We start from the raw sequence: 12,944 nt of genomic DNA, 5'->3' as shown, positions 1-12,944 counted from the left end.
CGCGTCGTTTCCGGCGCGGCGCAAGAAGGCGCCGCGCGGGGCGGCCCTTTGCCAGCGTTTTTCCAAACAGCGAGACAACCTCAAGGAGACAGCCACCATGACGAAACTTCTCAAAGCCACCGCCCTCACCGCATGCATCGCCGCGCTGGTCTGCGGCACTTCGGCCGCGCAGGCCCAGTCTGCGAAGCAGCCGCTGCGCATCGGCATGACCTTCCAGGAGCTCAACAACCCCTACTTCGTGACCATGAAGCAGGCTCTGGAGGAAGCCGCCGCCAGCATCGGCGCAACGGTGGTCACCACCGACGCGCGGCACGACGTGGCCAAGCAGATCGGCGACGTGGAGGACATGATCCAGAAGAAGGTCGACATCCTGCTGCTGAACCCCACCGACTCCACCGGCGTGCAGTCGGCCGTGCGCTCGGCCAAGAAGGCGAACGTGGTGGTGGTGGCGGTGGACGCCAACGCGCAGGGCCCGGTCGATTCCTTCGTGGGCTCGAAGAACACCGACGCCGGCCGCCTGGCCTGCGACTACCTCGCGAAGAACATCGGCGAGAAGGGCGACGTGGCCATCCTCGACGGCATTCCGGTGGTGCCGATCCTGGAGCGCGTGAAAGGCTGCCGCGAGGCGCTTGCCAAGTATCCCGGCATCAAGGTGGTGAGCACGCAGAACGGCAAGCAGGAGCGCGCCACCGCGCTCACCGTGACCGAGAACATCCTGCAGGCCAACAAGGACCTGAAGGGCATCTTCAGCGTGAACGACGGCGGCTCCATGGGCGCGCTCGCGGCCATCGAGGCCAGCGGCAAGGACGTGAAGCTCGCCAGCGTGGACGGCGCGCCCGAGGCCATCAAGGCGATGCAGAAGCCGGGCTCGAAGTTCATCGCGACCACCGCGCAGTACCCGCGCGACCAGATCCGCCTGGCCATCGGCATCGCGCTCGCGAAGAAGTGGGGCGCCAACGTGCCGGCCGCCGTGCCGGTCGACGTGAAGCTGATCGACGCCGAAGGCGCGAAGACCTTCAGCTGGTGAGCCCTGGCGCGAACAACGACGCACGCACGGCTGCCATGAACGACACCGCCGAAATCCTCCGGCTCGAAGGCGTCTCGAAGAGCTTTCCCGGCGTGAAGGCGCTCTCGGGCATCGACCTCTCGATCCGCAAGGGCGAGGTGCACGCGCTGCTCGGCGAGAACGGCGCGGGCAAGTCGACGCTGATGAAGATCCTCGGCGGCATCCACCAGGCCGACGAGGGGCGCATCCTCATCGACGGCGGCGAGTGCAGGTTCGCAGGCTACAACGACGCGATCGCGGCGGGCATCGGCATCATCTTCCAGGAGTTCAGCCTCATCCCGTATCTCAACGCGGTGGAGAACATCTTCCTGGGCCGCTACTTCAGGAACCGCTTCGGGCTGATGGACAAGGCGGCGATGAAGCGCTCGGCGCGCGAGCTCTTCGACGAACTGGGCGTGCAGATCGACCTCGACGCGCCGATCTGCCGGCTCTCGGTGGCGCAGCAGCAGTTCGTGGAGATCGGCAAGGCGCTGTCGCTGAAGGCGCGCCTGCTGGTGCTCGACGAGCCGACCGCCACGCTCACGCCGAACGAGGCCGGGCACCTGTTCAAGATCATGCGGGAGCTGCGCGCCAGGGGCGTGGCGATGATCTTCATCTCGCACCACCTCGACGAGATCTTCGAGGTGTGCGACCGCATCAGCGTACTGCGCGACGGCGCCAACGCGGGCCATGCCGAAGTGGGCGAGACGAACGTGGACGCCCTGGTCGAGATGATGGTGGGCCGCCGCATCGAGCACAGCTTCCCGCCGAAGCCGCAGCCCGCGCCGCGCGGGCGCAAGGTGCTGGAGGTGCCGCACATCCAGCTCGCCAGGGGCGGGCCGGTCAACGCCTTCGAGCTGCACGAGGGCGAGATCCTGGGCTTCGCCGGGCTCGTCGGATCGGGCCGCACCGAGCTGGCGCTGGGCATGATGGGCGCCGACCGCGCCTATCGCAAGACGGTGCTGCGCAACGGCGTGCCGGTGCGGCTCAACGACCCGACGCAGGCGCTGGAGAACGGCATCGGCCTGCTGCCCGAGAGCCGCAAGGTCGAGGGGCTCATCACCGACTTCACGATCCGCTTCAACATCTCGCTGAACAACCTGGGCAGGCACCGCCGCGCGGGGCTGGTCGGCAGGGCCTCGGAGGAGCGCTCGGCGAACGAGCTGTCGCGCCGCGTGGGCGTGAAGGCGCCCGGCATCGAGACGCGCGTGGCCACGCTCTCGGGCGGCAACCAGCAGAAGGTGGTAATCGCGCGCTGGCTGGGCCACGACTGCGAAGTGCTGATCTTCGACGAGCCCACGCGCGGCATCGACGTGGGCGCCAAGGCCGAGATCTACGGGCTCATGCGCGAGCTCACCAGGCAGGGCAAGTCGATCGTGATGATTTCCAGCGAGCTGCCCGAGATCGTCGGCATGTGCGACCGCGTCGCGGTGTTCTCCGGCGGCTCCATCGTCGCCACGCTCGAGGGCGACTCCATCAACTCCGGCGACATCATGCGCCACGCAACCAAAGGGGGCCTGCAATGAACGCCACCGCCAGCCATCACCCCGTGCCTCCGGTTCCCGCGGGCGGCCTCTTCACCCAGCTGCGCCGCTCCACGGCCTTCCTGCCGCTGGTGGGGCTGGTCGCGATCTCGGTCTTCATGATCGTCGCGACCGACAACTTCCTCTCGTGGAGCAACCTGCAGAACATCGCGCTGCAGTCGTCCATCAACGCGATCATCGCGGTGGGCATGACGGCCGCGATCCTCACCGGCGGCATCGATCTCTCGGTGGGCGCGGTGGTGGCGCTGTCGGGCACGCTGGCCTCTGGGCTGATGGTGCAGTTCGGCCTGCCGCCGATGCTGGCGGTGCCTCTCGGCCTTGGCGTGGGCGTGGTGATCGGCCTGTTCAACGGCTACTGCGTGGCCTACCTGCGCATGCCGCCCATCATCGTGACGCTGGCCACCATGGGCATCGCGCGCGGCATCGCGCTGATCTACACCGGCGGCTATCCCATCGACGGGCTGCCCGAATCCTTCGCCTTTCTCGGCGGCGGCGTGCTGGCCGGCATCAAGGTGCCGATCCTCATCATGCTGGCAACCTATCTCGCGGCCTACGTGCTGCTGAACATGGCGCCCTTCGGCCGCTACGTGTACGCCATCGGCGGCAACGAGGAGGCCACGCGGCTCTCCGGCGTGCGGGTGTCGCGCTACAAGCTGCTGGTGTATGCGCTCAGCGGCTTCACCGCCGCGGTGGCCGGCATCGTGCAGGCCTCGCGCGTGACCAGCGGACAGCCCGGCGTGGGCGTGGGCTTCGAGCTCGACGCCATCGCGGCGGTGGTGATGGGCGGCACCTCCATCGCCGGCGGACGCGGCGCCATCGTGGGCACGCTGGTCGGCGCGCTGCTGCTGGGCGTGCTGAACAACGGGCTGAACATGATCGGCGTGTCGCCGTACCTGCAGCTGATCATCAAGGGCGGCATCGTGCTGCTCGCCATCTTCATCAGCCGAGAAGCCAAACGATGAGCTCGCCCCCAGGCTTCGCGCACTTCGTGTCGCTACGCCAACCCCCTACCGGGGGCAACACCAGCGGCCCGGCAAAGCCGGTTCCGCGGTGTTCCGCGAAAGAACTGCAACCCTTCGAACAGAAAGAACCATGAGCTATCAGAAACTCCAGCCCGGCACCTCGGGCGCCATCTCCCAGCTCGCCTCCATGCAGGCCGTGGTGTGCCACGGCCCCAAGGACTACCGGCTGGAGACCGTAGCCATGCCGGTCATCGGCGCCAACGAGCTGCTGATCTCCATCGCCGCCTGCGGCATCTGCGCTTCCGACTGCAAGTGCCACTCGGGCGCGAAGATGTTCTGGGGCGGCGACGGCCAGCCCTCGTGGGTGAAGGCGCCCGTCATTCCGGGCCATGAGTTCTTCGGCTACGTCGAGGCGCTGGGCGAAGGCGCGGCGGCGCACTTCGGCGTGGAGAAAGGCGACCGCGTGATCGCCGAGCAGATCGTGCCCTGCGGCAAGTGCCGCTTCTGCACCTCGGGCAAGTACTGGATGTGCGAGGTGCACAACATCTTCGGCTTCCAGCGCATCGTGGCCGACGGCGGCATGGCCGACTACATGCGGCTGCCACCGACCTCGCGCGTGCACAGGATTCCCGATGGCATCTCGCTGGAGGACGCGGCCATCATCGAGCCGCTCTCGTGCGCGATCCACACGGTGAACCGCGGCGACATCCAGCTCGACGACGTGGTGGTGATCGCGGGCGCCGGCCCGCTGGGCCTGATGATGGTGCAGGTGGCGGCGCTGAAGACGCCGAAGAAGCTGATCGTGATCGACCTCGTACCAGAGCGCCTCGCACTCGCGAAGCAATATGGCGCCGACGTGGTCATCAACCCGAAGACGGAGAACGCCGACGCCATCGTCAAGGGCCTGACCGAAGGCTACGGCTGCGACGTGTACATCGAGACCACCGGCGCGCCCATCGGCGTGACGCAGGGACTGGAGATGATCCGCAAGCTCGGCCGCTTCGTGGAGTTCAGCGTGTTCGGCTCCGAGACCAGCGCCGACTGGTCGATCATCGGCGACCGCAAGGAGCTGGACGTGCGCGGCGCGCACCTGGGGCCGTACTGCTATCCCGTGGCCATCGACCTGCTGGCGCGCGGGCTGGTCACCTCGCAAGGCATCGTCACGCACGACTTTCCGCTGACCGAATGGGAGCGCGCCTTCGCGCTGGCAAACTCGCTGGATTCCATCAAGGTGCTGCTGAAGCCGCAGCCCCGATCCTGAGAGACAACCAAGCCAGAGGACAACATGAAATACGTGATCGGCGTCGACATCGGCACGCAAAGCACCAAGTGCCTGCTGGTCGGCATCGACGGCAAGGTGCATTCGCAGCACAGCGTGGCCTACCAGCCCGAGACGCCGAAACCGTTGTGGGCGCAGCAGGACTGCGAGGTCTGGTTCGACGCGGTGTGCGAGAGCGTGCGCGCCTGCGTGGCGGGCAGCGACGTCGCGCCGTCCGACATCGCGGCGATGTGCGTGAGCAGCCTCTATGGCGGCGCGGGCATTCCGGTCGACGAGGCCATGCGCCCGCTGCACCCCTGCCTGATCTGGATGGACCGCCGCGCCACCGCCGAGGTCGACGCGGTGAACGCGAATGTCGACGTGGCGCGGCTGCAGGCCATCACCGGCAACGGCGTGGACAGCTACTACGGCTTCACCAAGATCCTGTGGGTGCGCGAGCACCTGCCCGAGGTGTGGGCGAAGGCGCGTCACTTCCTGCCACCCAACAGCTACGTCAACTGGCGACTCACCGGCGAACTCGCCGTCGACCACAGCTCGGCCGGCAACATCGGCGGCGTGTACGACGCGGCGCGCCGGCAGTGGTCGCAAGAGGCGATGGAGATGCTCGGCATTCCGTCGCGCATGATGCCGCCGCGCCTGGTCGAGTCGAGCGACGCGGTCGGCAGGCTGGGCGCCGAATGGGCCGCGAAGCTGGGCCTTGCCGAGGGCATGCCGCTGATGGCGGGCGGCGTCGACGCGGCGGTGGCCACCTTCTGCGCGGGCGTCACCGGCAGCGGCGACCACGTCGCGATGATCGGCACCAGCATGTGCTGGGGCTTCGTGAGCCCCACCGTGGATGCGCGGCACCGGCTCATCACCATGCCGCACGTGTACCGCGGCGCGGACCGCAGCTACGTGTTCGGCGGCGCGATCACGGCGGGCGCCGCCGTCACCTGGTTCCGCGAGGCCTTCTGCCAGGCCGAGATCGCGGAAGCCGCGCGCACCGGCGAGGACGCGCACGCGCTGATCGAACGCAAGGCGGTCGAGGTGCCGCCCGGCGCCGAGGGCCTGGTGTTCCTGCCCTACCTGATGGGCGAACGCAGCCCGATCTGGGACGCGCAGGCCAAGGGCGCCTTCATCGGGCTTTCGCTCGCGCACAGCCGCGCGCATCTTTACCGCGCGGTGCTCGAGGGCGTGAGCTTCGCGCTGCAGCACAACATCGAGGCCGGGCGCCAGAGCGGCCAGCCGCTGGACGACCGGCTGATCGTGGTCGGCGGCGCGGCGCACTCCGACCTCTGGATGCAGATCGTGGCGGACATCACGGGCTATCCGGTGTTCACCATCGAGCAGGAAGTGGAAGCGGCGCTGGGCGCGGCCATGCTCGCGGCGCTCGGCGCCGGGCTGGTCGATGCGGCCACCGCCGAGCGCGGCTGGGTCACGCTGGTGGAGCGGGCGCGGCCCGAGCCCCGCGCACAGGCCGTGTACCGCGAGCGCTTCGAAATCTACAAATCGCTTTACCCCGCGCTGCGCGATGCGATGCAGCGGCTGAAATGACCACTTCCTTCGATTTCTCCGGGCGCCGCGCCCTCGTGACCGGCGCGAGCAGCGGCATCGGCCGCGCGGTGGCGGCGCGGCTCGCACGGGCGGGCGCGCAGGTCACGGCCATCGGGCGCAATGCCGCGGCACTGGCGGCGCTGCACACCGAAGCCGGCTGCACGCCGCTGGTGCTCGACGTGGCCGACGCGCCCGCGCTGGAACGCGCGCTCGCACCTCTGCCCGCCTTCGACCTGGTGGTGAATTGCGCTGGCATCGCGCTGCTCGAATCGGCCGCCGAGATGCAGGCCGACAGCTTCGACGCGGTGATGGCCGTCAACGCGCGCGCGGCGGCATTGGTGGCCTCGCGCTGCGGCAAGGCCATGATCGCGGCCGGCGTGCGCGGCAGCATCGTCAACGTGTCGAGCCAGGCCGCGCTGGTGGCACTCGACGCGCATCTTTGCTATTGCGCCTCGAAGGCCGCGATGGACGCCATCACCCGCTCGCTGTGCCTGGAGTTCGGGCCGCACGGCATCCGGGTGAACAGCGTGAACCCGACCGTCACGCTCACGCCGATGGCCGAGCAGGCCTGGTCCGATCCGGCCAAGAGCGCTGCCGCATTGAAGAACATTCCGCTGGGCCGCTTCGCGCAGGTGGAGGAAGTGGTGGCGCCCGTCCTCTTCCTGCTGGGCGATGGCGCTTCGATGGTGAGCGGCGCGGCGCTGCCGGTGGACGGCGGCTACACCATCGTCTGAACTTCGGCGCGCTCAGGCGAGACGCGTGCCGCCGCCTCGCGGCGCATCGAGCATCGCGTCGAGGTTGCGCGTGATCTTGGCCTCGATCATTTCGCTGAAGCTGCTGAAAAGGAAGCCCAGCGTCGCGTCGAGCTTGAAGGTGGTGTCGGTGACTTCGACGGTGCCGTCGATGCCGGCGCGCGTGAAGGTGGCGGTGTCGCAGCCCTCGCCCTGCGTGTAGACGCATTCGAGGCCGAACTCCTGCTCGGCCTGCTGGATCCACTTGCGCGCGACGACGCGCGCGCGTGCGATGCCCAGTGTGTGGTTGCGTTCGATGTGGATGTCAGGCACCGCGATCTCCGGTCTTGTCGTGTTCAGGTGTGGTCTGGGTCTGGAGGATACCCGTCGCTGCCTGCAGGGCGACGCGGCGTTCCTCGGAGGTCGGCAGCTTCGCGATGCGCCGCACCTCGGCATAGAAGCGCGGCCAGTCGCGGCCTTCGTGCTCGAAGAGTTTCTCGAAGCTGGGCACGAGATCGTCGTACGCTCCCTGCGCGCCGAAGGCCGCGTTGTTGGCGCGCGCCACCCAGGCGTCGTAGGCGTTCTGGCGCGGGCCGGTCCAGCCGGCCTTGAGCTTCGCATAGCGCTCGCGGAAGTCGGCCATGGCGGCCTGCTTCATGGCTTCCACCTTCGTCCAGTCCTTGGCCTTGGCTTCGGGCGACTCGTACACCTTCGTCAGCGCGCGGCGGGTGTCGAGCGCCAGCGCGCGGAACTCCTGGCGCTGCGCGTCGAACTGCGCGTACTCGCGCCGCGCCGCATCGCCGGCCTCGCGCTGCAGCCACATCGCGCCGCCGATGCGCTCGACCGCGGTGGCATAGGACTCGTTGAAGACCGTGTCGCCCGCCACGTAGAGCACCTGGTGCGCGAGCTCGTGGAACACGATGCGCGCGAGCTCGCCCTCTGGGTAGCCGATGAAGGTCGACAGCAGCGGATCGCCGCCGGCCCAGTTCATCCAGCCCAGCGTGGAGTACGCGGGCACCGGGTAAACGGCCACTTCCAGGTCCTGCTTCTTCTGCTCCTCGGCCTCGGCCTTGGCCGCTTCCTCGCTGTAGTAGCCGCGGTAGCCCACGCAGCCCGCCACGGGAAAGCACCAGCTCTTGAGCGTGAGCGAGTAGTGCGGCGCCGCCACCACGTTCCAGACGGCCGCGGCGCGATGCAGGTCGGCGTACGACTTGTAGCTGGCGTTGTCGGGCAGCCCGAGTTCGGCCGAGGCGAAGCGGCGGATGCGCTGCGTGAGTTCGAGCTTGGCCTTCAGCGCCGACGACACCGACGGATCGGCCAGCCATTCGGGCACCGGCTTGGCGGCGCGCATGATGCCGATGTGGCCGCTGGCGGACTGCCAGTAGTAGCCGAGGTCGGCGCAGCCGGTGAGCAGAAGCAGCGAGCCGGCCAGCGCGAGGGCCGGAAGGCCCGGAAGAAAGCGAAAGCGCCTCACACTTTCTCGACTTCGACCAGGCAGTCGTAGAAGGTCGGCCCGCGGCCGATGTCGGTCAGGCGCTGGCTGGTGAGCTCGTTGACGTTGGTGCCGTCCATGCCGAGCTTGCGCCACCAGATGCCCATGCCGTGCACCACGCCCTGCCGCGCGCGGCGCGAGACCTCGGCGCGGCAGCGGTGCTCGCCGCGCTTGTTGAACACGCGCACCGTGGCGCCGTCCTCGATGCCGCGCGCCGCGGCGTCGGCCTCGTGGATCTCGAGCAGCGGTTCGACCTCGATGGCGCGCAGGCTCGTCACGTTGACGAAGGTCGAGTTGAGGAAGTTGCGCGCCGGCGGCGAGATCATGGCCAACGGGAATTCGGTCGAGCTGCCGGCGGGCTCCCAGTTGGGCACGTGCTCGGGCAGGCCGTCCATGCCCATGGCCTGCAGGCGGTCGCTGAAGAATTCGCAGCGGCCCGAGGGCGTGGGGAAGCCGCCTTCTGCGAAGGGCGCCTCGGGCAGCCTCAGGCTGCTGAAGCCCTGTGCCATCAGCTCGGAGAAATCGATGTTGCGCTCGGCGAAGGCGGTGCGGCACAGCGTCTCGTCGGAGTCGGAGAAGCAGGGCTCGTCGAAGCCCATGCGCCGCGCCAGCTCGCGGAACACCCAGGCGTTGCTGCGGGCCTCGCCGCGCGGCGCCACGGCCGGGCGGTTCAGCAGCACGTCGGTGTGGCCGTAGCTGCAGTGGATGTCCCAGTGCTCCAGCTGCGTGGTGGCGGGCAGCAGGTAGTCGGCGTAGTCGGCGGTGTCGGTGCGGAACTGCTCCAGCACCACGGTGAACAGGTCTTCGCGCGCGAAGCCCGCTGCCACCTTGGCCGACTCGGGCGCCACCGCCACCGGGTTGCTGTTGTAGACCACGACGGCCTTCACCGGGTTGGCGGCGTCGAGCAGCGCGTCGCCGATGGTGCTCATGTTGATGGTGCGCGGCTTGCGCCCGGCCAGCAGGTCGGGGCGCTGCAGCGCTGCGCGATCCACCGGGTAGTGGCCCGAACTGCTCAGCAGCAGGCCGCCCGCGCGGTCGCGCCAGGCGCCCACCAGCGCCGGCAGGCAGGCGACGGCGCGCGCCGCGTTGCCGCCGCCGCGCACGCGCTGCATGCCGTAGTTCAAGCGGATGGCGGCCGGCTTGGTGGTGCCGTAGGCCTTGGCGAGAGAGGCGATCTGCTCTTCGGGGATGCCGCAGACCTGCGCCGCGCGCGACGGCGGCCATTGCAGCGCGCGCTCGCGCAGTTGCTCCCAGCCCAGCGTGTGCTTCGCGATGTAGTCGTGGTCGAGCCAGTCGTGCACGATCAGCTCGTGCATCAGGGCCAGCGCCAGCGCGGCGTCGGTGCCGGGCAGCAGCGCGATGTGCTCGTCGCACTTGTCGGCGGTCTCGGTCTTGCGCGGGTCGATGCACACCAGCCGCGCGCCGGCGCGCTTGGCGGCCTGGGCGTGGCGCCAGAAATGCAGGTTGCTGGCGATGGAATTGCTGCCCCAGATCAGGATCAGCTTCGCCTCGGCGAAGAACTCGATGCGCATGCCGACCTTGCCGCCCAGCGTGTAGAGCATGGCCTCGCCGCCGGCCATGGAACAGATCGTGCGATCCAGCAGGCTGGCTCCCAGCTTGTGGAAAAAGCGCCGGTCCATCGACTCGCCCTGGACCAGGCCCATGGTGCCCGCATAGCTATAGGGGACAATAGCTTCGGGTTTTCCCTGTAATACTCGAAGATTCGCGGCGATGTCGTCCAGGGCGGCGTCCCAGCTCACCGGCTCGAACTGGCCGCTTCCCTTGGGGCCCACCCGCTTCAGGGGCTGAACCAGCCGTTCCGCATGGTCGTTGCGCTCGATGTAGCGCGACACCTTGGTGCACAGCACCCCACCCGTGTGCGAATGGGCGGGGTTGCCCTGCAGCTTCACGGCAACGCCGTCCCTGACGGTGGTGACCAGCGCGCAGGTGTCCGGGCAGTCGTGCGGGCATGCGCCCAGCACGGTGGTCGTTGCGGGCTGGGAGGGCGCTTCTTCGAGCGAGGTATCCGGTGCGTGGGCCATCGGGCAAGTCTAATTTGTGCGCGATTCAGAGCGCTGGAGTGGGTTTTCATCATGTTGTTGAATCGACGTCGTTTTTCTCTGGCCGCGGGCGCGGCAGCCACGCTGGGCGGCTTCGGCCTCGCCCGGGCGCAGGACACGCCGCTGGTGCTGGGCCAGTCGGCGGCATTCACCGGCCCGGCGGCGCAGCTGGGCATCCAGTTCCACCAGGGCGCCAAGCTGTTCCTCGACCAGTACAACGCCCAGCCGGGCCGCCGCAACGTGGTCATCAAGAACCTGGACGACGGCTACGAGCCCGACCGCTGCGCGGCCAACACCCAGAAGCTGATCGAGGAAGACGTCTTCGCGCTCTTCGGCTACATCGGCACCCCGACCAGCCTGGCCGCGCTGCCGCTGGCGGTGAAGGACAAGGTGCCCTTCGTGGCCCCCTTCACCGGCGCGATGTCGCTGCGCGAGCCCTTCCAGAAGAACGTGTTCCACCTGCGCGCCTCGTACAACGACGAGACGGCGCTGATGGTGAAGCAGCTCACCCACCTGGGCCTGAAGAAGATCGCGGTCTTCTACCAGAACGACGCCTACGGCAAGGCCGGGCTCGACGGCGTGACGCTGGCGCTCGGCGAGCAGCAGCTCAAGCCGGTCGCGCTGGCCACCGTGGAGCGCAACTCGGCCGACGTGGCGCAGGCGGTGAAGGCCATCGTCGCGGCGCGGCCCGACGCCGTGGTGCAGGTGGGCGCGTACAAGGCCTGCGCGGCCTTCATCCGCGAAGCGCGCAAGGCAGGCTATGGCGGCACCTTCTTCAACATGTCCTTCGTGGGCACGCAGGCGCTGGCGGACGAGCTGGGCAAGGACGGCGCCGGCGTGATGATCACGCAGGTGGTGCCCTCGCCCTACAACCAGGCCAACGCGCTGGCCCGCGAGTTCGCCGAGGCGGCGCGCAAGGTCAACGGCGCGAGCGTCAACTTCTCGAGCCTGGAGGGCTACCTGGCCGCGAAGGTGCTGGTCGAAGGCCTGCGCAAGGCGCCGGGCAAGCCCACGCGCGATAGCCTGATCACGGGCCTGGAAAGCATCGACCGCCAGCAGTTCGGCGGCTTCGAGGTGTCGTTCTCGGCAAAGAACCACGTCGGCTCGAAGTTCGTCGAGCTCTCGATGCTGACGGGCGACGGCCGCGTCAGGACCTGAGGTTCTCCGGCCGCGGCGTCAGCTCGTCAAGCCGTCGACGGCTTGGAACATCGCCTGGCGCGCCTGGCTGACGATCTGCCCGCGCCATGCGTCGGTGTCCGTGTAGAACGCCTCCACCATGCGCGCACGGATGCCGTCCGCCAGTTCGGCCGGCGCCTCCGGGTGCTTGTGCAGCCAGTGGTCGGCGCGCAGGGCGCCGGTCACTTCGAGGATGGGCAGCGTGCCGTATTCGAGCGCGATGCCGGTGTACTCGGCCTGCGGGCACTCCTGGTACACCGAATCCCACATCAGCCCGCGCAGCAGTGCCGAGGTGGATGAACCGTCGTAGATGGAGGTGACGGGCGCCGCGGGCGTGCCCCACCATGCGTTGGCCCGCTCGTAGGCGGCCTTGTCGTCGCGGCAGGCGAAGATGCGTTCGCCCAGGCCGTTCGGGCCCAGCCCGGTGTGCAGGTCGATCCACGCGATGCGCTTCGCCTGGCCCGCATGGCGGCGCAGCACCTCGCGGATGGTCTTGTTGCTCCAGGTCGGCGCCTTGCCGCCGTAGAACAGGCCGTCGTCGAACTGGTACTGCCCGCTGGTCACGGCCGCCTGGTAGGCGGTGGCGCCGTGCTTCTCGATCCACTTGCCGACGGCGGCCTGGTTCTCGGGCGTGGGCGGCCAGGTGTCGGGCAGCAGCAGCTCGTGCAGCTTGGCGTAGGGCTCGTTGACCGGCACCGGCTTCGAGAAGTCGATGAAGTTGCGGTTCAGGTCGACGTTCTCGTGCGTCACTCGCCGGCCGTGCGAAAAGCCGTGCGGGTTGAGCGCATGCACGTACAGCACCGCCACTCCCTGCGCCTTCGCCTTCTCGCGCCACTCGGCGTCGTGCAGCGCGAACACCTGCACGCCGCTGCCGCAATGGCCCTCGACGCCGTGGCATGCGCTGCTGACGATCAGCAGGTTCGGCGCATCGGGCGCGCCGTCGAGCGCCACGTCCATCGAGAGCTCCTCGCCCTCGCGCCCCTTGAGCGGGTGCGCATGCGGCTCGACCGTGAGGCCGGCGCTCACGCAGCCCTGCAGGAATTTCTGGCGCGCCTGTGCGTAGCGCGGCGAAAAGGCTTCGGCGATTCCGATCATGTGGCGCTGGACCTCTCTCGGTGAATC

The 12,944-nt window shown here is 68.8% G+C and carries 11 protein-coding genes; 7 read left to right on the top strand and 4 right to left on the bottom strand.

What is annotated here, in order from left to right; translation table 11 throughout:
• Positions 1-97: 97 nt before the first annotated feature.
• The 6 genes from ABL838_RS02230 to ABL838_RS02205 all read left to right on the top strand — a co-directional run bounded on the left by ABL838_RS02230 (position 98) and on the right by ABL838_RS02205 (position 7,097).
• Positions 98-1,027: a substrate-binding domain-containing protein gene (locus tag ABL838_RS02230; protein ID WP_418123926.1), complete on the top strand. Its 930-nt coding sequence runs from the start codon at positions 98-100 to the stop codon at positions 1,025-1,027.
• A 35-nt stretch (positions 1,028-1,062) separates the two neighbouring features.
• Positions 1,063-2,571, top strand: a complete 1,509-nt coding sequence (locus ABL838_RS02225; protein WP_418123924.1) for a sugar ABC transporter ATP-binding protein — start codon at positions 1,063-1,065, stop codon at positions 2,569-2,571.
• Positions 2,568-3,551 carry an ABC transporter permease gene (locus tag ABL838_RS02220; RefSeq protein WP_418123922.1) on the top strand — a complete coding sequence of 328 codons (984 nt, stop codon included), beginning with the start codon at positions 2,568-2,570 and terminating at the stop codon, positions 3,549-3,551. Before ABL838_RS02225 ends, ABL838_RS02220 begins: the two co-directional genes overlap by 4 nt.
• Positions 3,552-3,681: 130 nt before the next feature.
• A complete protein-coding gene (locus ABL838_RS02215) occupies positions 3,682-4,812 on the top strand; it encodes an alcohol dehydrogenase catalytic domain-containing protein (RefSeq protein ID WP_418123921.1) in 1,131 nt (376 codons plus the stop codon).
• Positions 4,813-4,836: 24 nt separating this feature from the next.
• Positions 4,837-6,363: an FGGY-family carbohydrate kinase gene (locus ABL838_RS02210; protein WP_418123920.1), complete on the top strand. Its 1,527-nt coding sequence runs from the start codon at positions 4,837-4,839 to the stop codon at positions 6,361-6,363.
• The gene (locus tag ABL838_RS02205) at positions 6,360-7,097 is read left to right on the top strand and encodes an SDR family oxidoreductase (protein WP_418123919.1); all 738 of its coding nucleotides are present in this window, start codon (positions 6,360-6,362) and stop codon (positions 7,095-7,097) included. The genes ABL838_RS02210 and ABL838_RS02205 overlap by 4 nt, the downstream gene beginning before the upstream one ends.
• A gap of 12 nt (positions 7,098-7,109) precedes the next feature.
• On the opposite strand, the gene ABL838_RS02200 is transcribed toward ABL838_RS02205, so the two are convergent.
• The 3 genes from ABL838_RS02200 to ABL838_RS02190 are packed head-to-tail and all read right to left on the bottom strand — an operon-like array spanning position 7,110 to position 10,628.
• Positions 7,110-7,427 carry a polyhydroxyalkanoic acid system family protein gene (locus ABL838_RS02200; RefSeq protein WP_184640232.1) on the bottom strand — a complete coding sequence of 106 codons (318 nt, stop codon included), beginning with the start codon at positions 7,425-7,427 and terminating at the stop codon, positions 7,110-7,112.
• Complete coding sequence (locus tag ABL838_RS02195; protein WP_418123918.1) at positions 7,420-8,568, bottom strand: aminopeptidase; 1,149 nt, start codon at positions 8,566-8,568, stop codon at positions 7,420-7,422. The genes ABL838_RS02200 and ABL838_RS02195 overlap by 8 nt, the downstream gene beginning before the upstream one ends.
• Positions 8,565-10,628 carry a molybdopterin-containing oxidoreductase family protein gene (locus ABL838_RS02190; RefSeq protein WP_418123916.1) on the bottom strand — a complete coding sequence of 688 codons (2,064 nt, stop codon included), beginning with the start codon at positions 10,626-10,628 and terminating at the stop codon, positions 8,565-8,567. The genes ABL838_RS02195 and ABL838_RS02190 overlap by 4 nt, the downstream gene beginning before the upstream one ends.
• Before the next feature lie 51 nt (positions 10,629-10,679).
• Between ABL838_RS02190 and ABL838_RS02185 the strand changes: the two genes are divergently transcribed.
• Complete coding sequence (locus ABL838_RS02185; protein ID WP_418123915.1) at positions 10,680-11,804, top strand: ABC transporter substrate-binding protein; 1,125 nt, start codon at positions 10,680-10,682, stop codon at positions 11,802-11,804.
• An 18-nt stretch (positions 11,805-11,822) separates the two neighbouring features.
• On the opposite strand, the gene ABL838_RS02180 is transcribed toward ABL838_RS02185, so the two are convergent.
• A complete protein-coding gene (locus tag ABL838_RS02180) occupies positions 11,823-12,917 on the bottom strand; it encodes a M14 family metallopeptidase (protein ID WP_418123914.1) in 1,095 nt (364 codons plus the stop codon).
• Positions 12,918-12,944 lie beyond the last annotated feature (27 nt).

The organism is Variovorax sp. 160MFSha2.1 (assembly GCF_048305075.1).
Lineage (GTDB): Bacteria > Pseudomonadota > Gammaproteobacteria > Burkholderiales > Burkholderiaceae_C > Variovorax > Variovorax guangxiensis.
Note: the sequence above shows the minus strand (reverse complement) of the source record. Positions and strands in the feature narration are given on the sequence as shown.